Origin of the sequence: Streptomyces sp. NPDC002574, assembly GCF_042889545.1 — a bacterium.
GTDB lineage: Bacteria > Actinomycetota > Actinomycetes > Streptomycetales > Streptomycetaceae > Actinacidiphila.
Map to the genome: position 1 here is coordinate 21,550 of NZ_JBIARB010000014.1, position 22,211 is coordinate 43,760.

The 22,211-nt window shown below is 73.5% G+C and carries 18 protein-coding genes and 1 pseudogene; 7 read left to right on the forward strand and 12 right to left on the reverse strand.

Annotation, left to right across the window (positions count from 1 at the left end; translation table 11 throughout):
* Position 1 precedes the first annotated feature (1 nt).
* Positions 2-469, forward strand: a complete 468-nt coding sequence (locus tag ACFYXS_RS30485) for a hypothetical protein (RefSeq protein WP_389253984.1) — start codon at positions 2-4, stop codon at positions 467-469.
* Positions 470-652: 183 nt separating this feature from the next.
* The gene (locus tag ACFYXS_RS30490) at positions 653-904 is read left to right on the forward strand and encodes a hypothetical protein (protein WP_389253986.1); all 252 of its coding nucleotides are present in this window, start codon (positions 653-655) and stop codon (positions 902-904) included.
* 73 nt (positions 905-977) lie between these two features.
* On the opposite strand, the gene ACFYXS_RS30495 is transcribed toward ACFYXS_RS30490, so the two are convergent.
* Both ACFYXS_RS30495 and argS read right to left on the reverse strand, forming a co-directional pair.
* Entirely contained in the window at positions 978-1,784 is an 807-nt protein-coding gene (locus ACFYXS_RS30495; protein WP_389253988.1) for a DUF4253 domain-containing protein, read from the reverse strand.
* Between the two features lie 92 nt (positions 1,785-1,876).
* The gene (argS, locus tag ACFYXS_RS30500; RefSeq protein WP_389253990.1) at positions 1,877-3,625 is read right to left on the reverse strand and encodes an arginine--tRNA ligase; all 1,749 of its coding nucleotides are present in this window, start codon (positions 3,623-3,625) and stop codon (positions 1,877-1,879) included.
* A 128-nt stretch (positions 3,626-3,753) separates the two neighbouring features.
* On the opposite strand from argS, the gene lysS reads away from it, so the two are divergent.
* Both lysS and ACFYXS_RS30510 read left to right on the forward strand, forming a co-directional pair.
* Entirely contained in the window at positions 3,754-5,418 is a 1,665-nt protein-coding gene (gene lysS / locus ACFYXS_RS30505; RefSeq protein ID WP_389253992.1) for a lysine--tRNA ligase, read from the forward strand.
* A 341-nt stretch (positions 5,419-5,759) separates the two neighbouring features.
* Complete coding sequence (locus tag ACFYXS_RS30510) at positions 5,760-8,387, forward strand: MXAN_6230/SCO0854 family RING domain-containing protein (protein ID WP_389253994.1); 2,628 nt, start codon at positions 5,760-5,762, stop codon at positions 8,385-8,387.
* Here the strand turns inward: ACFYXS_RS30510 and ACFYXS_RS30515 are convergent.
* From ACFYXS_RS30515 to ACFYXS_RS30525, 3 genes are all read right to left on the reverse strand, one after another.
* The gene (locus ACFYXS_RS30515; RefSeq protein WP_389254369.1) at positions 8,384-9,664 is read right to left on the reverse strand and encodes a DUF2637 domain-containing protein; all 1,281 of its coding nucleotides are present in this window, start codon (positions 9,662-9,664) and stop codon (positions 8,384-8,386) included. The genes ACFYXS_RS30510 and ACFYXS_RS30515 overlap by 4 nt on opposite strands.
* Positions 9,665-9,782: 118 nt before the next feature.
* Complete coding sequence (locus ACFYXS_RS30520; RefSeq protein WP_389253996.1) at positions 9,783-10,496, reverse strand: DUF3558 domain-containing protein; 714 nt, start codon at positions 10,494-10,496, stop codon at positions 9,783-9,785.
* Positions 10,497-10,560: 64 nt separating this feature from the next.
* Positions 10,561-11,370: a hypothetical protein gene (locus tag ACFYXS_RS30525; RefSeq protein WP_389253998.1), complete on the reverse strand. Its 810-nt coding sequence runs from the start codon at positions 11,368-11,370 to the stop codon at positions 10,561-10,563.
* Positions 11,371-11,614: 244 nt separating this feature from the next.
* Between ACFYXS_RS30525 and ACFYXS_RS30530 the strand changes: the two genes are divergently transcribed.
* Positions 11,615-12,829: an RtcB family protein gene (locus ACFYXS_RS30530; protein ID WP_389254371.1), complete on the forward strand. Its 1,215-nt coding sequence runs from the start codon at positions 11,615-11,617 to the stop codon at positions 12,827-12,829.
* Positions 12,830-12,908: 79 nt separating this feature from the next.
* Here ACFYXS_RS30530 and ACFYXS_RS30535 read toward each other — a convergent pair whose 3' ends face one another.
* Both ACFYXS_RS30535 and ACFYXS_RS30540 read right to left on the reverse strand, forming a co-directional pair.
* Complete coding sequence (locus tag ACFYXS_RS30535) at positions 12,909-13,664, reverse strand: SDR family NAD(P)-dependent oxidoreductase (RefSeq protein ID WP_389254000.1); 756 nt, start codon at positions 13,662-13,664, stop codon at positions 12,909-12,911.
* A gap of 98 nt (positions 13,665-13,762) precedes the next feature.
* Positions 13,763-15,232, reverse strand: a pseudogene (locus tag ACFYXS_RS30540) (FAD-dependent monooxygenase).
* Between the two features lie 115 nt (positions 15,233-15,347).
* Between ACFYXS_RS30540 and ACFYXS_RS30545 the strand changes: the two are divergent.
* Positions 15,348-15,935: a TetR family transcriptional regulator gene (locus tag ACFYXS_RS30545; protein ID WP_389254002.1), complete on the forward strand. Its 588-nt coding sequence runs from the start codon at positions 15,348-15,350 to the stop codon at positions 15,933-15,935.
* Between the two features lie 52 nt (positions 15,936-15,987).
* On the opposite strand, the gene ACFYXS_RS30550 is transcribed toward ACFYXS_RS30545, so the two are convergent.
* The 3 genes from ACFYXS_RS30550 to ACFYXS_RS30560 form a co-directional block, all read right to left on the reverse strand.
* On the reverse strand, positions 15,988-16,707 hold the full coding sequence (locus ACFYXS_RS30550; protein WP_389254004.1) for a hypothetical protein: 720 nt from the start codon (positions 16,705-16,707) through the stop codon (positions 15,988-15,990).
* 325 nt (positions 16,708-17,032) lie between these two features.
* Complete coding sequence (locus ACFYXS_RS30555) at positions 17,033-17,875, reverse strand: bifunctional 5,10-methylenetetrahydrofolate dehydrogenase/5,10-methenyltetrahydrofolate cyclohydrolase (RefSeq protein WP_389254006.1); 843 nt, start codon at positions 17,873-17,875, stop codon at positions 17,033-17,035.
* Positions 17,872-18,492 (reverse strand): cyclodeaminase/cyclohydrolase family protein, encoded by a 621-nt coding sequence (locus tag ACFYXS_RS30560; RefSeq protein WP_389254008.1) that lies wholly within the window; start codon positions 18,490-18,492, stop codon positions 17,872-17,874. The genes ACFYXS_RS30555 and ACFYXS_RS30560 overlap by 4 nt, the downstream gene beginning before the upstream one ends.
* Before the next feature lie 66 nt (positions 18,493-18,558).
* Here ACFYXS_RS30560 and ACFYXS_RS30565 point away from each other — a divergent pair, with 66 nt between their 5' ends.
* The gene (locus ACFYXS_RS30565; RefSeq protein WP_389254010.1) at positions 18,559-19,542 is read left to right on the forward strand and encodes a phosphotransferase family protein; all 984 of its coding nucleotides are present in this window, start codon (positions 18,559-18,561) and stop codon (positions 19,540-19,542) included.
* 46 nt (positions 19,543-19,588) lie between these two features.
* Here the strand turns inward: ACFYXS_RS30565 and ACFYXS_RS30570 are convergent, their stop codons facing one another.
* Both ACFYXS_RS30570 and ACFYXS_RS30575 read right to left on the reverse strand, forming a co-directional pair.
* Positions 19,589-20,059 (reverse strand): hypothetical protein, encoded by a 471-nt coding sequence (locus tag ACFYXS_RS30570; RefSeq protein WP_389254012.1) that lies wholly within the window; start codon positions 20,057-20,059, stop codon positions 19,589-19,591.
* Positions 20,060-20,206: 147 nt separating this feature from the next.
* On the reverse strand, positions 20,207-22,072 hold the full coding sequence (locus ACFYXS_RS30575; protein WP_389254014.1) for a LamG-like jellyroll fold domain-containing protein: 1,866 nt from the start codon (positions 22,070-22,072) through the stop codon (positions 20,207-20,209).
* Between the last annotated feature and the right edge of the window lie 139 nt (positions 22,073-22,211).

Below are 22,211 nucleotides of genomic sequence, written 5' to 3' on the forward strand. Positions count from 1 at the left end.
GATGACGACGACCACCGCGGCCACCACCGAGCCCACCGCCCCCCGTCACAGCGGAGCCGTCGGCGGGGCCGTGGCCGTGCTCGCGCTGGCCGGCGTCGTCTGCTTCGCGGCGGTCGTGGCGCTGTCCAACGCCCACACCCACCGCCAGTCCTCGGGCTGCCGGTGGATCGCCGTGCCCTGGACGAACTTCGCCGTCGCCTACGGGGCCCTGGCGGCGGCCGTCCTCGCGCTCGTGCTGCACTTCGCGGCGGCCCGCTCCGCCCGGCGCCGCGGGGGCGCGCCGCAGGGCGGGGGAGCCCGCGCGCTCTCGGTGGCCGGCGCGGTCGTCGCGGGCCTGCTGCTCGTGCCCGCCCTCGTCGGCGTCCACGCGACCCACAGCGAGGCGTCGGCCAGTGCCGCGCACCTCGGCCGCTCCCTCTGCGAGGGCGGCTCCGTGCCCGCGGCCTGGGGTTTTGCGGTCGGGCGCTGAGTCGGGAGGGCGTCCGGACACGCGTGACGCCGCCACGCCGCACTCCGGTTCCCATCGAAGTGATATTTCGTTACATCAAGTGGGTTTGCTCCCGATCCTGAATGAAAGGGGCATATCGCCGGGAAGCATCGTGGTGTCCAAACCGAGGCGGACGCGCAAGCGCCGCCGAGAAAGGAGACCGCAATGCGGGCTTCCCGATTTGCCGCCGCGCTGGGTGTCGCGGCCGCCGTTCTGCTGGGTGGTGCCACGGCTGCCAGCGCCGCCACTGAGGTGGCGCCCAAGGCGGCAGCTCACGTGACGCACGACCGTGGCAACGACCACGGCGACCGTTGGGGTCGCGACCGGGGTCACCGCCACGACCGCTGGGGCCACCACCGTCACCACCGTCACCACGGTCGTCACCACTGGGGCCACCGCTGGGGCCACAACCGCTGACGGATGACATCGCAGGGGCGCCCTTCCGACTCGGGGGAGGGCGCCCCCGCCTTTGTGTCCGGGCCGACACGTCCTAGTCCCACCAGAAGGTCCAGCAGACCTCACCCAGCAGGGACTTCGCGTAGGTGCGGAGGGAACCGCTGCCCTGCGTGATGTTGTCCGGGCAGAAGGCGAAGTGCTCGGCGGCCATGGCCTGGGCCTCCGCCAGGTCCGCCGGCGGCGCGGCGACGGAGAGCACCAGGACGTCGAAGGCGAGGGCCACGACCCGCACACCGAAGCGGTCCTCCCAGGAACGCAGCACGGCGCAGAGCCGGGCCACGTCGTTCTCGTGGTTGAGCGGGCCGGCCCAGCCGATCGCCGCGGGGACGTCGGCGCTGCGCCGGGCCGGAACGAGGGCCGCGCGGGGATCCTCGAGCCGTCCCGCGCCGATCACGGACGCCGCGACCTCGGCCGCCCTGACGTCCGGGTCGGCCTCGAACTCCCGTGCCGGGGCGAGGCCGGGCCACTCCCGGCCGAAGGGGGCGACCATCTCGGCGTCGTCCGCGTCGAACTCCTCCTCGAAGCCCCAGAAGCCGGCCAGCACGTCCTCGGCGTCGTGGTCGCCGGGGTACGACATTATCCCGGGGGACAACTCCCTGGTGGCGGGCATGGCGGGGGCCATGGAGAGCAGCACCGGATGCAGGCCCGCCGACATGCGCGCGGGCAGCAGCCGCTGCCAGGCGTCCGGCGCGGCGGGGCCGTCCGCGTGCCAGAGCAGCGGCTCGTGCCACGGGCCGTCGGACGTCTTGTCGACAAGGCCGCCGGGCGGGAGGTCGAGGCCCAGTGACCGGCCGGCCGGGTCCTGGGCGAGCTTGGGGAGCTGGTTGGGGAGCGTCGCCATGCTCGTGAATGTAGGGGTGACCACTGACAACGGCGGCCCCGGGGAGAGCGGTTGCTCTCCCCGGGGCCGCCGTCGTGCGGACGCGGGCTGCGTCAGAGGCGCTCGGGGGTGCGGATGCCGAGCAGCGCCATGCCCCGGTGCAGGGTGCGGGCGGTCAGGTCGCAGAGCAGGAGCCTGTTCTCCTTGACGTCCGGAGCGGGCTCCGGCTTCACGACCGGGCACTGGTCGTAGAAGGTGGTGAACGCCGAGGCCAGCGCGTAGAGGTACGAGGCCAGTTTGTGCGGCTCGTACGTCTCGGACACGCTCGCCAGGGTCTCCGCGAACTCGTCCAGCAGCAGCCCGAGCGCGCGCTCGGCCGGGGCCAGCGGCAGTTCGGGGTGGGCGACCGGCTCGGCGTCGCCCGACTTCCGCAGGATCGACTGGATACGGGCGTACGCGTACTGCAGGTACACGCTCGTGTCGCCGTTGAGCGAGACCATCCGGTCGAGGTCGAAGACGTAGTCCCGGCCCAGCGAGGTGGACAGGTCGGCGTACTTGATCGCGCCGATGCCGACCTCCTTGGCCCGGTCGGTGATCTCCTCGGGGGAGAGGACGCCGCCGCTCTTGTCCTCGATGACCGCGCCCGCCCGCTCGACCGCCTCGTCCAGCAGGTCCACCAGCCGGAAGGTCTCGCCGGAGCGGGTCTTGTACGGCTTGCCGTCCTTGCCCAGCAGCGTGCCGAACGGGATGTGGAGCGCCTTGACGTCCTCGGTGAGCCAGCCGGCCCGCCTGGCCGTCTCGAAGACCATCTTGAAGTGCAGGGACTGCCGGGAGTCGACCACGTACAGCAGCGTGTTCGCCCGCAGGCCGGCGGTACGGTTCCGCACCGCCGACAGGTCGGTCGCGGCGTAGCCGAAGCCGCCGTCGGCCTTCTGCACGATGAGCGGGACCGGCTCGCCGTCCTTGCCCTTGATGTCGTCGAAGAACACGCAGAGCGCGCCGTTGGACCGCACGGCGACGCCGGACTTCTCCAGCAGCGTGCAGGTCTCGACGAGCATGTCGTTGTAGCCGGACTCGCCGACGACGTCCTCGTCCCGGATCGCGATGTCGAGCTTGTCGTAGACCGAGTTGAAGTAGATCTTCGACTCGTCGACGAACCGCTGCCACATCGCCAGCGTCTCCGGCTCCCCGGCCTGCAGGTCCACGACCCGCTTCCGCGACCGCGTCTTGAAGTCGTCGTCGGCGTCGAAAACGGTGCGCGAGGCCTTGTAGAGCCGGTTGAGGCGCGACATGGAGGCCTCGCCGGCCTCCTCGTCCCCGGTGGAGTCGTGGTCCAGCTCGTGCGGGTGCTCGACCAGGTACTGGATGAGCATGCCGAACTGGGTGCCCCAGTCGCCGATGTGGTGGCGCCGGATCACCGTCTCGCCCTCGAACTCCAGGATCTTGACGAGCGCGTCGCCGATCACGGAGGACCGCAGGTGGCCGACGTGCATCTCCTTGGCCACGTTCGGCTGGGCGTAGTCGATCACCGTGATGCCGGGGTCGGCCTTGGCGGGCACGCCGAGCCGGTCGTCGGCGGCCCGGGCGGCGAGCGTCCGGGTGATCGCGGAGTCGGCGACGGCGATGTTGAGGAAGCCGGGGCCGGAGACCTCGATGCCGGCGATGAGGCCGTCGTCCGCCGGGAGGGCGGCCACGACCTCGGCGGCCAGCTCGCGCGGGTTCGCCTTGTTCCGCTTGGCGAGGCCCAGCACACCGTTGGCCTGGAAGTCGGCCCGGTCGCTACGTCGCAGCAGCGGGTCGGCACCGAGGGCGTCAGCGACGCGCTGCTGGATCGTGGCGGAAAGCGAGTTGACCGAGGCCATGGGATGGGTGCTTCCTGAGAGGGATCAGAGATCAACCCTCAGTATCCCACGCGGTACCACCCATTTTTCTCTGGGACAATTGCCGGGTACCGAGCTACCCGCTGCACTGGTGGAAGGAAGTCGAGACAGTGGCTCAGAGCACCGAGGCCGACTGGGTCGCCCGCTTCGCGGACGACGTCATTGCGGAAGCCGGGCGGCGGGCTCCGGGCAAGAAAATCGTCGTCGCTTCCGGAATCAGCCCCTCCGGCCCCATCCACCTGGGCAACCTCCGCGAGATCATGGTCCCGCACCTGGTGGCGGACGAGATCAAGCGGCGCGGCGTGCCCTGCGAGCACATCCTGTCGTGGGACGACTTCGACCGCTACCGCAAGGTCCCGGCCGGCTACGACCCCTCGTACGCCGAGCACATCGGCAAGCCCCTGACCGCCGTCCCGGCCCCCGAGGGCAGCGCGTACGAGACGTGGTCCGACCACTTCAAGGCGCCCTTCCGGGAGGCGCTGGCCGCGCTCGGCGTCGAGGTCACCGAGATCTCGCAGACCGTCGAGTACACCTCCGGCACCTACCGCGAGCAGATCCTGCACGCGATGCGCGAGCGGCGCCGGATCGACGAGGTGCTGGGCCGGTACCGGACGAAGAAGAAGGGCGGCGAGGAGCAGGACGACGAGGACGCCTCGCTGGAGCAGGCCCCCGAGTACTTCCCGTACAAGCCGTACTGCTCGGCCTGCGACAAGGACCTCACCACCGTCGTCGCCTACGACGACGACACCACCGAGCTGACCTACGAGTGCCAGGCCTGCGGCAATCGCGAGACCGTGCGGCTGAGCGAGTTCGACCGCGGAAAGCTGGTCTGGAAGGTCGACTGGCCGATGCGCTGGGGCTTCAAGGGCGTGGACTTCGAGCCCTCCGGCGTCGACCACCAGTCGCCCGGCTCCTCATGGATGGTCGGCCAGCAGCTCGTGCGCGAGATCTTCGGCGCCGAGCCGCCCATCGGCCCGATGTACGCCTTCGTGGGCATCAGCGGCATGGCCAAGATGTCCAGCTCCAAGGGCGGTGTGCCCATCGCGGCCGACGCGCTGCAGATCATGGAGCCGCAGCTGCTGCGCTGGCTCTACGCCCGCCGCCGGCCGAACCAGGCGTTCAACATCTCCTTCGGCGACGAGATCTCCCGCACCTACGACGAGTGGGACGCTCTGGAGCGCAAGGTCGCCGAGGGCACGGCCGCGCCGGTCGACGTCGCGGTGCACTCGCGGGCCGCGCGCACGGCGAGCGGGGAGCTCCCGACCACCGGGCACAAGCTGCCGTACCGCACCCTCGCCTCGGTCGTGGACATCACGACCGGCGACGAGGAGCAGACCCTGCGCATCCTGCGCGACCTCGACCAGGAGCGGCCGCTGGCCTCCCTGGACGACGCCCGGCCGCGGCTGGACTGCGCCGAGCACTGGGTCAACACCCACGTCGAGCCGGAGGCCCGTACCCGGGTCCGCACCGAGCCCGACGCGGCGGCCCTGGCGGCGCTGTCCGGTGAGGAGCGCGAGGCGCTGAAGCTGCTGGTGGACGGGCTGCCCGAGCACTGGTCGCTGGACGGGCTGACCACCTTGGTCTACGGCGTGCCGAAGACGCAGGCGGGCTTCGCGCCCGACGCCAAGCCGACGCCGGAACTGAAGGCCGCCCAGCGCTCCTTCTTCGCCCTGCTCTACAACCTGCTGGTCGGCCGGGACACCGGTCCCCGGCTGCCCACCCTGCTGCTGGCCGTGGGCCAGGAGCGGGTGCGGGAGCTGCTCGCGGCGAGCTGAGCCGTACGCGTACGCGGACGCAGACGGAGGCGGTGGGTGGCCCGGCCACCCGCCGCCTCGGCGCGTACCGGGCCGAATATTCGAACGCGCCGCGGCGCGCGGCGCGTTAAGGTCGTCGAGCGCGGGGCGGCTCCTGGTGTGCTTCCTTCTCTTCACTGTCAATGAATCGAGTGCACCCCCTTCCCGCCCCGCGCGCGCAACCGGCGTCACCGGTCCGGCGACCGGACCGGACCCGGGGCGGCTCACAGGCGTGCTTCCTTCTCACCGCGAAATCGCATGCTTGCGATCGATTCCAGCGCGCCCGCTTCCCGCCCTGAGGTCAACCAGGGGGAGACACAGCGATGTTCACGACCACGACCGCAGCCACCACGACCGTTCCGCGTCCGCTCGCGGCCGTCATGCTCGCCCGCCGCGGAGCCGTCTACCTGCCCTCCGCCCCGGTGGGCACCTCGCTCGGCAGCACCGCCGGTGCGGCGCTGCTGGAGGCCGACCTCCTGGACCGCGGCTACCTGATGTCGTCCGCGCTCCGCGAAGCGCTCGCCGGGCGCGGCGAGACCGCGCTGGCCGCCGCGGGCCGCGCGCTGCTGGACGACATCGACGAGGCGCTCGGCGCGGACCGGCCGCACGTGCCGCTGTTCCGCGACTTCCCCACCAGCACGCCGGCCGACACCTTCGCGTTCTACGTCGACCGCGTGCTGACCCTGCTCTTCCAGCACCCGGAGCAGCCGTGCGTGCTGTGCGGCACGGAGGGCTCGGTCCACGCCGTCTCGCCCTGCGCGCATCTGGTGTGCCGCAGCTGCTTCGACGGCGCGGACTTCTCCGCGTGCCCCGTCTGCCACCGCCGTATCGACACCGACGACCCCTTCCTGCGACCGCGCCGCCCGCGCCGCTTCGGCGGCCGCCGGCGCGCCCTCCCCGAGCGGCTGCGCGTCCTGCACCTCGGCGGCGACCTCCCCGCCCGGGACGCGGACGCCGTGCGGGAGATCCACGGGCTCCTCGCCAGGACCGGCGCCCTGAGCCCGCAGGACGCCGACGACCTCCAGGCCCTGCTGGAGACCCGCGACCGTGCCGACGTGTCCTGGCTGCCGGAGCAGATCCCCGGCCGGGAGACCAAGGCACGCGTCCTGGCCTGGCTGCTGGCGGACGCCGGCGCGTACGGGACGGCCGTTCCGGCGGTGACCTCGCGCATCGACACGGCGACCGACATCCTGCGGCTGCTCGCCGTGCGCTCGGGCGGCGACCCCGGGCTGACCGACCTGCCGCGCTTCGCCACGGTGCCCAGACCGCTGCGGCGTGCTCTGCTCGGGGTGATCGACGGCCTGGCCCCCGACCTGGCCGTCCAGGACATGCGCCGGTACCGGCACGCCTGGCTGCGCGTCGCCGAGCTGCTGCACCCCTTCGAGTACGCGGGCCGTTTCCCGCGGGCGGCGCTGGCCGTCGCGGCACTGCGCGGGACGCGGCTCGCGGACGGCGACGCGCTGACCACGACCCTGCGGACCGCGGCCGGCGCGGAGGCGCGGGTCGACGCGACCGGGAGCACCGTCCGGGTGCGCGGCTGGGCGGGCCGGGTCGAGGCCGCACTGGACGCCATGGACGTGCCGGCGGCCGTCGCGCTGCTGGCGCAGCGGCCGGGCGAGTTCGTGCGCCGTCTCGACCACCTGCTGCGGCTGTCCGAGGCCGCGGACACGAACACCGTGCTGGCCGCGCTGGGGCCGGTGGTCCCGCGGGTGTCGCCCGCGGTGCTGCTGTCCGCGCTCGGGGAGCTGCGCAGCCGTCCGGGTGCACCCGCCACGCGGGTGTTCTTCCCCAAAGGCGGCACCGCCAGGGTGCACTTGGCGGAGGACGACCGGCTGCCGATCGGGGCGGACGTCATCGGTCGGGCCGTCGCCCTGCTGGAGGCCGAGGTGCTGCGGCGGGCGGCGGAGGGGGAGGCGGTCGACGTCGCCGTCGTGGACGCGGGCCTGGACGGAGTGATCGCGCCGTTCACCGAGCGCACGGCCGCGCGGGCTCTGGTGACCCTGCCGCGCGGCAGCGAACTGCCCGTCCCGGACGGGCGGACCCTGCGGCTGTTCCTGCACTGGATGGAGAGCGAGGAGTCCGGCCGGACCGACCTGGACCTGTCCACGGCGCTGTTCGACGCCGAGTGGAACGCGATCGGCCACTGCGACTACACGCGCCTGCGGTTCGGGGCGGACGCCGCCGTGCACTCGGGCGACCTGACCAGTGCCCCGGCCCCGCAGGGGGCGGCCGAGTTCGTCGACCTCGACCTGGACGCGCTCGCGGCCGCCGGGGTCCGCCATGTGGTGGCAGTGGTCTTCTCGTTCAACAACGTCCCGTTCGAGGCCCTGGCCGAGGCCTTCGCCGGGCTCATGGCCCGCGACCAGCCCGGCGACCACGGGCCGGTGTTCGACGCCCGTGCCGTGGAGCAGCGCTACGACCTGGCCGGCCGGGCCCGGGCGAGCGTGCCGCTGGTCGTCGACGTGGTGAACCGCACCATGCGGTGGCTGGACGTGGTCTCGGGCGTGACCGGCACCCACCACTCGGTCGCGCGGCACGGGGACGACCTCGCCCTGCTCGGCAAGTCCCTCACCGCCCTGTTCGCCTCCGGCGCCCGCGTGGGCCTGGGCGAACTGGCCGTGTGGCAGGCGGCGGCCCGCGCCGCCACCGTGCTGCTGCGGCACGCGGACGACTCGGTGACCGCCTACCGGCGCCGTGCCGGGGAGCCGGTGGCGGAGTTCGCGGCCCGGATCGGCACGCCCGACGCGGGCGGCTCCGACGGCGACGGCACTGACGCCCGCACGGAGCTCGGCCGGGCGCGGCTGGCCTGGCTGCTCCGCGGCGACCTCGAACTGCCCCAGGGCGGCGAGGTGTTCGCCCTGCACCCGGCGGGGCTGGACGCGGCGCGGGTGCGGCTGCTGTCGGCGGCGGACGTCGTCGCGGCGCTCACGCCCGCCCCGGCGGCTTCCTAGGAGGCGTACTGCCCGTCGAGTTCGAGCCGGCGGCGCAGTTCGCGGACGAAGGGACGCAGCGTGCTCTCGCTCAGCGGCCCGCCGTTGGGGCTGGAGATGCCGTACCGGTCCTGCAGCAGCAGGCCGAACTGGCGGGCGTTGGGGAAGGCGCCGAACTGCTGGTGGTACGCCCGGAAGGCCCGGTCGTAGAGCTCCTCGCGGCCCAAGTCCTCGGCGACGACGGGCTCCGGTTCCGGCTCGGGGTAGTACTCGGGCTCGGGCTCGGGCGCGTACTCGATACGCGGGGTGGGGATCACGCCGGTGCCGTCGGCGAGGTTGCGCCGGCGGTTGCCCGCGCCGACCGGCGCGGTGATGGGTTCGGGCTGCGGTGCGGGAGCGGACGCCGGTATCGGGGCCTGGGCGGCGACCGGCGCCTGGTGCTGGGGCTGCGCCTGGAATGGTACGGCGGCCTGCGCGGGCGCGAACTGGGCCGGTTCTGGGGCCTGTTCGGGGGCCGGTTGCGGGAGCGGGTACTCCTCGGCGTACGGGGCGGCCTCCGGCACCGGGGCCTGGGCGGCGACCGGGGCCGGGGCGGGCAGCGCGGCGGGCGCCGCGACCGCCGGGACCTCGATGCCGGCCGCGGCGAGGCCGACGGGGCCGGTCTCGGTGAGCGGGACGCCGAAGCGGGCGAGCCGCAGCGGCATCAGCGACTCCACCGGGGCCTTGCGGCGCCAGGCGCGGCCGTAGCGTGCCCGCAGCCGGGCCTGGTAGACGAGACGTTCCTGCTCCAGCCGGATGACCTCGTCGTAGCTGCGCAGCTCCCACAGCTTCATGCGGCGCCACAGGCGGAACGTCGGCACCGGCGCCAGCAGCCAGCGCGCGAGGCGGACCGACTCCATGTGCTTGTCGGCGGTGATGTCGGCGACCCGGCCGATCGCGTGCCGGGCCGCCTCCACCGACACGACGAACAGGATCGGGATGATGCCGTGCATCCCGACGCCGAGCGGGTCGGGCCAGGCCGCCGCGCCGTTGAAGGCGATGGTGGCCGCGGTCAGCAGCCACGCGGTCTGGCGCAGCAGCGGGAAGGGGATGCGCAGCCAGGTAAGCAGCAGGTCCAGCGCGAGCAGGACCACGATGCCCGCGTCGACACCGATCGGGAAGACGTTGGCGAACCAGCCGAATCCCTTGGCGAGCGCGAGTTCGCGCACCGCCGCGTACGAGCCCGCGAAGCCGATCGCTGCGATGATCACCGCTCCGGCGACCACGACACCGACCAGGATGCGGTGCGTCCGGTTCATGCGTATCGCGGACACCCGCGACCCTCCCAGGCTCGGAAACTGGCGTGCCCAGCCTGCCACACGGGTCAATGGGCTTGTCGCACAAACGTGGTGAATCGGTACGGCGCGGAGGGAGTTGTTACGCGTTCGCCGCCGCGACGGAGGCGACGGCTTCCTTGGCCGCCTTGAGGGCGTTCTTCCGGAGATCGTCGGCCTTGGGGGTCTTGGCGTCCTCCAGGCCGGCGCCGTTGTAGGAGAGCGCGACGACGGCGTTTCCGGAGCGTGCGACGACCGTGACGTCCTGGTACTCCTCCTTGTCCTTCGTGGCCTTGGAGGTCACCGCGGTGCCCGTGTCCCAGGTGCCGGCCGCCGTGACGGTCTCGCTCGTGGCGCCCTTGGCGGCCTTGGCCTGCGCGACCAGCTCGTTGTAGCGCTTGGTGGCCTGCTGCTCGGCGGAGCCCAGACCGGCCACGGAGTCGTAGCGCTGGAGCGACACGTCCATCCAGCGGTACTGGTAGCCGTTCAGGCCGTTCCAGGAGCAGCCGCCGCGCTCGTCGGCGGAGCCGGAGCCGGCGGGCGTGCCGGCGGGCTTCTTCGCCTTCGGGACCAGCGACGCGACGGTCCCGGCGTCGACGGCCTTGCAGGCGACGGGCAGTTGCGCGTACTTCGCCGTGGCGACGGCCGGTGAGGCGGAGGCCGTGGGCGATCCCGAGGGGGAGGCGGAGGGCGCCGCCTTCTCGGCGCCGGCGGGCCCCTTGGCCGCGTCCGAGCCGGAGGAGCAGGCGGCGGCGAACGCCACCGGAACGGCCGCGCAGGCGAGCAGACGGGCGAGACGTGGGGCTGATCGGTGCATGGATCCTTCGCTCACTTTCCGCGTGTCCTGTCGTGGCACAAACGGCCAGACTACGCGGATCGCCTCATTCGTCCAGTTGATCTGCCAGTTCCGCGGCGATCTGACGGGCACCGGCCTGGAGGTCCGGACTGGGCGGTTCGACCGACTTGTCCATGGACCACTGGGAGAGGCCGACGGTCACGAGGACGTTGGCGATCCGGAAGACGACGGTCACGTCGCGGTGCACGCCGGAGTCCCGGGTGCGCAGCGCGTCGTCGAGGAAGGCGTCGTCGCCGAGGCCGTCGAGGAAGCGCGGCGCGGTGTCCTGCGGGGTGCCGGACGGGCTGCTGCTCGGCGGTGCGGAAACCCCCGTTGAACTGGGGCTCGTCGAGGGCGTCGGGGCGCCGGGCGGAGTGAGCGCCCCTACCCCGCCGTCGATGGTCGGGAGGGGGATGTCGGCGTTCACCGCACGGGTGCGGTAGTCGGTCGCGGCCTGGTCGTCGTCACTGACCGCGGGGTCGTACGACACCACGCGCTCCAGGTCGATCTGGAGGTAGCGGTTGCCGAGGGCGGTGCGGCCCATCCACTTGCAGCCGACCTTGCGGTCCGTGTCGAAGGTCACGCTCGCCTCGCCGTCGGGATCGGCGGCGTTCGGCACGAGCGAGGCGATGGTGCCGGCGGACACCGAACCGCAGGGTTCCGGCAGCACCCGGTACTTGCCGGGCGGGGCCGCGGCGACGGTCTGCCCGCCGTTGGCCGCGTCGGCGGCGGCCGTGCCGCTCCCGGAACCGTCGGAGCCGCTGCATCCGGCCAGCGCCACGGCGGCGAGCGCCACTGCGCACGTTCCGCTCAGCAGTGCCCGGACCCGGTTGGAGCGGTCTCCCGATGGCTGCACTGACGTGGCCCCTTCCTCCGGCGGTGGCCCGGCGCTCGCGTAAATCCCTTGGCGGGGGACGACGCCGAGTAGACACAATGTCTACCGCACCGGCCGCGGCCGTCGCCGGGCCCAGGGGCTGTATGGATGACTTCCTCCCTGATTTCGTTTTTCATTGGTGTGTGGCCTTTATCCGCTTTTAAGCGTTTTGTTGGTTGAACCGTTCCATGAACCACCCCTGGGGGAAAGGCAGATGTCCATGTCCATGTCCGGATCCGCGTCCAGACCCACCTACACCGAGGTGCCCGGCGTCCGGGTGCCGATCCGCATGTGGACCGACCCGGCCTCGGTCGAGGACGTCGCGATGCAGCAGCTGAGGAACGTCTCCTCGCTCCCGTGGATCAAGGGGCTCGCGGTCATGCCCGACGTCCACTTCGGCAAGGGCGCCACGGTCGGCTCCGTCATCGCGATGAGCGGCGCGGTCTGCCCGGCCGCCGTCGGCGTGGACATCGGCTGCGGGATGAGCGCCGTCAAGACCTCCCTGACGGCCGGCGACCTGCCCGGCGACCTGTCGCGGCTGCGCTCCAGGATCGAGCAGGCCATCCCGGTGGGCCGCGGCATGCACGACGAGGCGGTCGACCCCGGCCGGCTGTACGGGCTGCCGGCGAGCGGCTGGGACGACTTCTGGGACGGCTTCGACGACCTCGCCGAGGCCGTGCGCTTCCGTCACGGACGCGCGCTCCAGCAGATGGGCACCCTCGGTGCCGGCAACCACTTCATCGAGGTCTGCCTCGACGAGTCCGGCGCCGTCTGGCTCATGCTGCACTCGGGTTCGCGCAACATCGGCAAGGAGCTCGCCGAGCACCACATCGGCGAGGCGCACAAGCTGCCCCACAACCAGAACCTGGTCGACCGCGACCTCGCCGTCTTCATCGCGGACACCCCGCAGATGGAGGCGTACCGCCGCGACCTGTTCTGGGCCCAGGACTACGCCAAGCGCAACCGCGCGATCATGATGGCGCTGCTCCAGGAGGTCGTGCGGCGCGAGTTCCGCAAGGCGAAGGTCACCTTCGACCAGGTGATCTCCTGCCACCACAACTACGTCTCGGAGGAGCGGTACGACGGGGTCGACCTGCTCGTGACCCGCAAGGGCGCGATCAAGGCCGGCAGCGGCGACTACGGCATCATCCCCGGCTCCATGGGCACCGGTTCGTACATCGTCCGCGGCCTGGGCAACCCCGACGCCTTCAACTCCGCCTCGCACGGCGCGGGCCGCCGGATGAGCCGCAACGCGGCGAAGAAGCGGTTCTCCACGCGGGACCTGGAGGAGCAGACCCGGGGAGTCGAGTGCCGCAAGGACTCGGGCGTCGTGGACGAGATCCCGGGCGCGTACAAGTCCATCGACAAGGTCATCGAGCAGCAGCGGGACCTGGTCGCGGTGGTGGCGAAGCTCAAGCAGGTCGTCTGCGTCAAGGGATGACGGTCCTTCCCCGGGGTGCCCGGGTTCCCCCCGGCCGGTGGTGCCGGCCCGGGGACCCCGGGGCGCTCCGTGGTGCCGGTCAGCTCTCGCGGTGGACGCGGTGCTGGGCGGCCTGGGCGCGGGGGCGGACCACCATGAGGTCGACGTTCACGTGGGCGGGGCGGGTGACCGCCCAGGTGACGGCGTCGGCGATGTCCTCGGAGGTCAGCGGTTCCGCGACGCCCGCGTAGACCGCGGCGGCCTTCTCCTCGTCGCCGTGGAAGCGCGTGAGGGCGAAGCCCTCCGATTTGACCATGCCGGGCGCGATCTCGACGACCCGGACGGGCTCGCCGAGCAGTTCCAGGCGCAGCGTGCCCGCGAGGGCGTGCGTGCCGTGCTTGGCGGCGACGTAGCCACCGCCGCCCTCGTACGGGGTCAGGCCGGCGGTGGAGGACAGGATCACCACCGTGCCGTCGCCGGAGGCGATGAGCTTCGGCAGCAGCGCCTGCACCGAGTGGAGCACCCCCAGCACGTTCACCTCGTACATCGTCCGCCACTCCTCGGGATCGGCGGTCGCGACGGGGTCGGCGCCCAGCGCGCCTCCGGCGTTCGCGAAGAGCACGTCGCAGCGGTCGAGGGAGTCGGCGAGCGCGTCGACCGCCGCGCGGTCGGTGACGTCGACGGCGACGGCGGCGGCCGAGTGGCTGGCCGCGCTGAGCTCCTTGGCGAGGGCGTCGAGCCGGTCGGCGCGGCGGGCGGTGAGGACGACGTGATAGCCGGCTTCGGCGAGCCGGCGGGCGGTGGCGGCGCCGATGCCGCTGCTCGCTCCGGTGACGACTGCGGTACGGGGGCTCATGTCGTGCTGCCTTTCGCTATCGCCGGTACGCGCCTGCGGTGCCGGGCCATGACTGGAGCATAGGCGGGGCGGTGCCGGGCTTCCGCACGGAGCACGCGTCAGGCGGGGCCCGCCCACTGCGCGAGGGCCGCGGCGAGGCCCGGGTCGTGCGGGGTGTCGCCGGCCCAGGCGACGTACCCGTCCGGGCGGACGAGGAGCGTGCCGCGGCCGCCGTCGGCGCGGACGGCCCTCACGACGCCGCCGGCGACGTGCCGGTCCCCGGCGGCCTGCGGGGTGACGAGGACGGGACGGCCCGCGCGCAGCGCCTCGTACAGCCGGCCGTCCCTGCCGTCCCGCAGCGGCAGGTCCGGGGCCCGGGTGCCGGTCAGGCGGGGGGACCCGGCGGCGGGGCGGTAGGCGATCCCGATGCCGGTGACGGAGCCCATCGCCTTGCGGCGCAGCGGCGGGAGGCGGTCCACGAGCACGGACACCAGGTCGCGGAAGGCGTGCTGGACCCGGTTGTGGGCCATGGCCAGGCGGATGATGCCGCCGCTGGTACGCAGCACGGTGCGGCCCACGGGGTGGCGTTCGGCCTGGTAGGTGTCGAGCAGGGAGTCGGGCGCGCCGTCGCGCAGGACGGCGGCGAGCTTCCAGCTCAGGTTGGCGGCGTCCTGGAGGCCGGTGTTCATGCCCTGCCCACCGGCGGGCGAGTGGACGTGCGCCGCGTCGCCCGCGAGCAGGACGCGGCCGACGCGGTAGGCGGGTGCCTGGCGTTCGTCGCTGTGGAAGCGGGACAGCCAGCGCGCGTCGTGCATGCCGTGGTCGCTGCCGAGGGCGCGGCGGGCGAGGTCGCGGACCTCGTCCAGTTCCACCGGGTCGGTGTCGGGCCGCTTGCCGCGCCGGTCCCATCCCATGACGCGCTACCAGCCGTCGCCGAACGGCGCGAGGAAGGCGAAGGCGTCACCGGTGCCGTCGACGGTGAGCAGGCTCTCCGGGGGGTCGGAGAGCCGGACGTCGGCCAGGATGATCGAGGAGATGACGGAGCCCCCGGGGAAGGGCAGGCCCAGGGCCTGGCGGACGGCGCTGCGGTGCCCGTCGGCGCCGACCACGTAGGCGGCCCGCCAGGTGCCGTGGCCGTGGGCCTCGCGTACGTCCACCTCCGCGCCCGCCGCGTCCTGGCGCACCCCGGTGACCTCGGCGCCGTGCACGAACCGCGCGCCCGCCTCCCGCGCCCGGCGCTCCAGGATCCGCTCCACCTCGTACTGAGGGGTGATCAGCAGGTAGGGGAAGCGCGAGGGCAGCGTGCTCAGGTCGAGGGAGAGCCGGCGGAACAACCGCAGGTGGGACAGCCGGTGCCCGGTGGCGGCCAGTTCGTCGGCGAGTCCGCGGGCGTCGAGCAGTTCCAGGGTGCGCGCGTGGACGCCGAAGGCGCGGCTGAGGTTGCTGAACCCGCGCTCGCGGCGGTCGAGGACGGTGACGGGGACGCCGGCGGCGGCCAGGTCCCCGGCCAGCAGCAGGCCGGTCGGGCCCGCGCCCACAACGAGGACGCCGGTGCTGGTGCCGAGGGTGGTTCCGGATTCGCGGTGCATGGCCGCCTCCTGGGTGCCAACGCTTGTTGGTCAACGCTTGTTGGCAACGTTAGTCCCGGCCGTCGAGGGATGTCAACGCTTGTTGGCCTACGTTCGTTGGCCTACGGTTGTGGACATGAGTCCGACGCCTCCTGTACCCCCTGTGCCGCGCCGTTCCGACGCCACCCGCGCCGCGATCCTCGCCGCCGCCCGCGACCGCTTCGCCGCGGACGGGTACGAGCGCGCCACGATCCGCGCCATCGCCAAGGACGCCTCCATCGACCCGTCGATGGTGATGCGCTACTTCGGCAACAAGGAGGGGCTCTTCGCGGCCGCCGCCGACTTCGACCTGCGCATGCCCGATGTGAGCGGGCTGTCGCACAGGGAGCTCGGGATCGCGCTGGTCACGCACTTCCTCGACCGCTGGGAGGGCGACGAGACGCTGACCGCGCTGCTGCGCGTCGGCGTGACCAACCCGGCCGGCGCGGAGCGCGTGCAGGCGATCTTCCAGGAGCAGGTCGCGCCGATCGCCGCCGCCGTCTGCCCCGACACCGCGCCCGGCCGCGCCGCCGCCCGCGCGGCGCTGGTCGCCTCGCAGATCCTGGGCGTGGCCATGAGCCGGTACGTGCTCCGCTTCCCGCCCGCCGCCGCGATGCCGCGCGAGGAGGTCGTGGCCTGGCTGGCGCCGACCGTGCAGCGCTATCTGACGGCGGAGCGGCCCTGACCCGCGGGGCCGGCCGACGGGCGAGGAGAAGGGCGAGGAGAAGGGGGAGGGGTCAGGCGCTCTGGTCGCCGGTGGCGGAGGTCGAGGCCTTGGCGAGGCCGGCCAGGGCGTCCTTGGCCGCGGTCAGCGCGCCGTCGCGCACCTCGGAGACGCCGGGCGCCTTCTTGGACTCGAAGTCGCTGCCGTTGTAGGTGACGGTGACCACCGCGTTGCCCTTGCGGAAGACCACGACGGCCTCGCGCGTCTGCTGTCCGTCCTCCGTGGTGACCTGGACCGACATGGACGCCTCGTCGCCTATCCCCTGCGCGGGGTTCGGCTTCTTGGACCGGTTGTAGGAGGCCTGCGCCGCCTTCTCCGCGCTCTGCCCGTTGCCGCCCGCGGTGACCTCGAAGGTCACGTCCAGCCAGCGGTAGTCGAAGCCCTTGAGCGCGTTCCAGGAGCAGCCCGTGCGGTGCGAGGGGTCGGTGAGGGCGAGCGGCTTGCCGGCCGTCTTGGCCTGGGGCACCAGCTTCTTGATCGTGGCCGCCTGCATCGCCGTGCAGGGCACGGGCGGCTTGGTGTACGTGATCGCCGGGGCGCCGGAGCTGCCGGGGGAGTCCGGTGCGCTCGAGGAGCCGGAGCCGCCGGACGGCGTCGACGGCCGCGACGGGGAGCCGCCGGCCGAGGGTGTCGCGGCGTCGTGCTGGGACGAGGAGGCCATCGTCCAGCCGACGATGGCGAGCACGGCGGTGGGCAGCAGACGAGCCGCGAGAGTGAGGGGCAGGGGCGCCACAGCGGTCTTCTCTTCGTCGGTCCTGTGAAACAGCGGGAAACGAGCCATTACCAGCGGTGAGGAACGGAAGGAGGGGGCGGAAAGGGGCGTACGGGGCCCGTGCGGCCTGAGCGTACGACGTGTAGATGAGATTGCCATACGAAAGTAGTCCGGGAACAGAGCACGTGCGTAGGGCTTGTGCCACCCGGCGTGACGGGTGTAGCCGCGCGCCCCCGTGGGGCGGCGTCCCGGGACCGGTTCCGGCGCGGCCGCCCGGCGCGGTCCGCGAGCGCGGTGCCGCCCGGGTGAACTCCCTTGCGGGGAAAGCCTCGACGGCCCCGCGTGCCTATTCCGCCGCCTGCACCACGTGCCGCAGGAGCAGGGCGGTGGTGACCGGGCCGACGCCGCCGGGGACCGGGGTGAGCGCGCCCGCCTGCGGAGTGACCGAGGCGGCGTCCACGTCGCCGACGAGGCCGCCCTCGGGCGTCGGGTTGGTCCCGACGTCGATCACCACGGCCCCGGGGCGCACATGGGCGGCCGTGATCAGCCCGGGACGGCCCGCCGCTGCGACCACGACGTCCGCCCCGGCGGTGACGGCGGGCAGGTCGGGGGTGCGCGAATGGCACACGGTCACCGTGGCGTTCCGGTCGAGCAGCAGGAGCGCCGCGGGCTTGCCGACCACCGTGGAACGGCCGACGACCGCGACGTGCCGGCCGGTGAGCTCGATCCCGTGGTGCTCCAGGAGCGCGACGACGGCCTCCGCCGTGGCCGGGGCGAACGCCGGCAGCCGCGCGGCGAGACGGCCGAGGCTCACCGGGTTGGCACCGTCGACGTCCTTGCCCGGTGCGATGGCCGACGCCAGGTCCTCCAGAGCCGCGCCCGCCGGGAGCGGGGTCTGCAGGATGACGCCGTGCACGGCCTCGTCCTCGCTGAGCCGCGCGAGTTCGGCGCGCAGGGCGGCGGCGGACGCGTCCGGGCCGAGGTCGTGGATGTCGCAGGCGATGCCGGACTTGGCGGCGGCGCGCGCGATGGAGCGCACGTACCAGGCACTGGACTCGTCGGCGGTCGCGACCACGACCGCGAGCCGGGGCGGCCGGCCCGCCTCCGTCAGCGCGGCGGCGCGGGCGGTGGTCTCCTCCCGGAGCGCGGCGGCGAGTTCCCTGCCCGACAGGGCGAGCGCGGGGCTCACTTGGCGATCTCCTGGCGTACGGCCCCGGTCACGCGGTCGGCACGGTCCACGAGCGCGGCGACGGAGTCGGCGGCCGCGGAGAACCCGGCGCGGATCGTCCCGTCCTTGATGCCGCCGAGGTTGATCTCGATGTTGACACGCGCGGTTCCGGCGGCGGCGCGGGCCGCCTCCGCGGCGGCGGCGACGTCCGACAGGACGTTGCGGTTGCCGATCGGCAGCAGCTCCTCGGCGAGCGCGACCACGCGCGCGGCGACGCCGACGACCTCGGCCGGCGGGCGTGCCGCGCCTTCCAGGGCGGCGGCGATGGCGGCCGAGCGGGCCGCCTTCTCCCCGTCGCTGCCCTTGGGCAGCCGGTAGGCGTCGGTGACGGCGGTGAAGGCGGCGGCGTCCTCGGCGGCCAGGCGCAGGGCGGCCTCGCGCAGTTCGTCGGCGGCCGCGGTGATCCGCTCGACGGCGGCGCCGTGCTCCGCGTACCGCTCGCCCGTGGTGTAGCGGGCGACCATCGCCACGAGGGCGGCGCCCTGGGCCGCGTGCAGCGCCGCGGACGCGCCTCCGCCCGGCGCCGGCACCCGCGCGGACAACTGCTCCAGGAACTCACCGATCGTCTGGTCGCGCATGCCCGGGATCCTTTCACGGTGCCGGACCCGGGACAGGTGTGGGAGCGCTCTCATACGATGCGGGTCATGCGGAGCCTCACCAAGCGTGCCCTGACGTCCGATCAGCTCTCGTCCATGCTGCGCGCGTCGGCGGGGACCGGCTGCCGCGTCGAGGCGGAGCTGACGGACGGCTGGTTCAACGCCGCGTACCGCGTGCTGCTCGACGACGGACGACGCGCCGTGCTCAAGGTCGCGCCGCCGCCGGAGGCCGACGTGCTGCGCTACGAGCGCGGCATCATGGCGACGGAGATCACGGTGCACCGCCGCGTCGCCGCCCTCGGCGGTGTCCCGCTGCCGGAACTGCTGTACGCGGGACCGGACTTCATGGCCCTGTCCGTCCTGCCCGGCACGCCCTGGGACAAGGCCGCCGACCGCCTCCCGCCCCCGCGGCAGGCCGCGCTGCGCCGCGAACTCGGCCGAATAGCGGCCCGGCTGCACACCCTGACCTCGCCGGACGGCCGCTACGGCTACCCCGCGCCCGAGGCCGGGCTGTCCGCGGCGGACTGGCCGACCGCCTTCGGCGCGATGGTCGGGGCGATGCTGGAGGAGGCCGCGCGCCGGCACTCCCCGCTCGGGGTGTCGCCGGACGAGGTACGGGAGTTGGTCGCCGCCGGCGCGCCCGCGCTCGCACAGGTGGACCGGCCGCGGCTGGTCCACTTCGACCTGTGGCCCGGCAACGTCTTCGTCTCCGACGACGGCACCGCCGTCACCGGCCTCATCGACCACGAACGCGCCTTCTTCGGCGACCCGGCCGCCGAACTGGTCTCCCTCGGCTTCGGCGGCGACACCGGCCCGGACAGCGACCTCGTCGCCGGCTACCGGGAGGCCGGCGGCCACCTGGACTTCGGGCCCGCCATGCGGCACCGGCTGGCGCTCTACCGCCTCTACCTCGGCCTGATCCTCGTCGTCGAGTGCGGTCCGCGCGGCTACGGCGCCGACCACGTCGAGACCTGCCGCGCCACGCTCGGTCGCTGGACGGCCGAGGCCAGGGCCGCCGCGGCCGGCGGCTGAGTCCGCGCCGCCGTGCCCGCGCCGACGGGGCGCCGGCGGCGCGGGGTCAGGCGGGGGTGGTGCCCGGCTGGACGACCATGTTGCGGCCGCCCAGGGGGCCGACCCGCCCGGCGTGGTCGCTCTGGTGTGCCGCCGGGGGCGCGCCCGCGCCGGTGCCGGTCACGACGGGGGGTGCCGCGTGGGCCCCGGACGAGTGCTGTGCCGTGCCCGGGGTGATCGCCATCGGCGCCGCGGTGGACGGCACGGCGGCGGCGGGCGCCGCGACGGCGCGGGTGGCGTCGGCCTTGGGCTGCTCGTCCTTCTCCGGCGCGTGGGTCACCCCGAACCGGGTCCGCAGATGGTGCCCGGCCGCCTCGTCCAGACTCACCGGACGCTGCAGCCGTACCGCCAGCCGGCTCGCCTCGCGGCCGAGCGCCGCCAGGTCCTCCCAGCGGAGGTGCACGACCAGGGGCAGTTCCGCCTCGCCGTCGGGAAGCGCCTGGAGTCCCTGGAAGGAGACGTTGCTCTGACTGTTCATCGGCCGGTCCTCACCCTCGTGACGATCTCGGGCAGCTGTTCGTGCGGCACCCGCTACGCGAGGGGATACGCAGACCGCGCCCGCGGCGTTCACCCGGCCCGCCTCCGCCCGAAGGGGCGGGGGCGGGCGTGAGGGGCGGCGGAGCGGCTAGCGCGCGTTCATGAACTCGCCCGGCTCCAGGGCGCGTTCGGTGATCCGGACGTCGCCGATCCAGCCGTGCAGGAGCTGGTCGAGCTTGCCCCCGTACTCGTAACCGCCGAGCATCCAGGGCAGGCCCAGGGCGGTGAGGCCGGAGTTGCGGGTGGAGGGGTTGCGGGCGACGGGGCAGCCGTCGACGTACATGGTGGTGTGGCGGCCGTCGTTGACGACGGCGACGTGCCACCAGGTGTCCAGCGGCAGCTCGTGGCCCCAGTTGGTGACCGAGCCGTCCGTGTTCAGCGGGTAGACGCACCACTGGAGCTCGCGGCCGCCGGAGAGGCTGAGCGTCACGACGGGCTCGTCGGGGTCGCCGGAGGTCTTGCCCGCCTCGCGGCTGAGGCCCCAGCGGCTGAGCAGGGCGGCCCAGGCGTTGCGGCCCTCGTCCCAGTCGGCGGGCAGCTTGAAGAACGCCTCGAAGGTGTAACCGGACCGGAACGTGGCCGAGTTGAGCGGCGCGTGGTCGCCGGTGGTGAGGTGGGCGCCGCGCAGCGGGCTCTTGTCGCCGGCGAAGTACAGACTGGCGTGGCCGGGCTGGTCGGGGTGGTGCTCGGCGGACCAGGTGAGGGCGGTCGCGGGGTCGGAGCCGGGGGCGACGACCTTGGTGAGGTCGTTGCCGCGGCCGGTCAGGTCGCGGACCCGGTCGGTGTCGTGGGAGGCGTCGAAGCGCCAGTACGCGACCGTGCCGGGGATCAGCATCCGGGCGGCCGGGCGGGACGGGCGCGCCGGGACCGGGGCGAAGCCCGCGAAGCGCTCGGCGAAGTCGATGTCGACGGCGAAGCGGTCCTGCGGACCGGTCAGCTCGACCTCCTCGCGCTCCAGCGCGTTCAGGCCCTCGCCGGCGCGGCCGAGGATCCAGGGGGAGACGGTCTCGACGTCGATGGTGTTGCGCGCCAGGTCGAAGCGGTAGAGCCGGATCATGGCGGCGCCGCCGTAGTAGCGGTTCTGGTAGTTCGTGATGTGCAGGTGGGTGGCGTTGCCGGCCGCGTTGGTGCGGGTGGTGCGGGCCGGCGGCCAGAAGTGCCCGTTCAGGGTGAGGAAGATCTGGTCCGTGCCGTCGATCAGCTCGTCCCACAGCTCCTGGCCGTGGTCGGAGAGCCGGGCCTCGTCGCCGTAGGTGTCGGCGTAGACGATCTCGTGGGTCGTGAGGACCACCGGCGTGCCGGGGTGCCGCGCGATGGCGTCCTTGGCCCAGGCGATGCCGCCCGGCGAGGGCCGCCAGTCCAGGGAGAGCACCATCCACTCGCGGCCGGCCGCGCGGAACAGGTGGTAGTGGTTGTAGCCGTCCGGGCTGGAGCCGCCGAAGGTGGGCGCGTGGCGGTAGCGGTCCGGACCGAAGACGTCCAGGTAGGCGCTGTCGCCCCGCTGGTCGTCGGTGGAGGAGTTGATGTCGTGGTTGCCCGCGACGACGCTGTAGGGGACGCCCTTGCGGTCCAGGACGCGGAACGCGTCGTCGACGGCGGCGAATTCCCCGGCCTGGCCGTTCTGCGTGACGTCACCCAGATGCGCCATGAAGACGATGTTCTCGTCCTTGCCGTGGTCCAGTAGGTACCGGAACGACGCCTCGACGGGGGCCGGGTGGATGCTCGCGCCGTCGAAGAGGTACTGCGTGTCCGGCATCACCACCAGCGTGAACCGCGCGTCGTCGGTGTCGGGGCGCCACGAGCCGCCGTGACCGGCGCTCTCGGCGGCCGAGGCCGCCGGTGCGGCCGCGGCCAGCCCCGCGACGGCGGCGCCCGCCAGCCCCGCGCCGACCAGCACGGAGCGGCGGCTCGCGCCGAGCTGAGGTCCATCAGGTCTGTGGTGTGTGTCGCACATGGTGATCCCGCTCTCGGCCGATGGGCAGCGTCGTTTCGGACGCTACGGGCGGATCGCGGGCCCCGGCCCAACCGCCGGGGAAGGACGGGTGAACGGCGTCGGGACCGTCGTGTCACCTGCGGAAAGGAGGCGCCGGCGT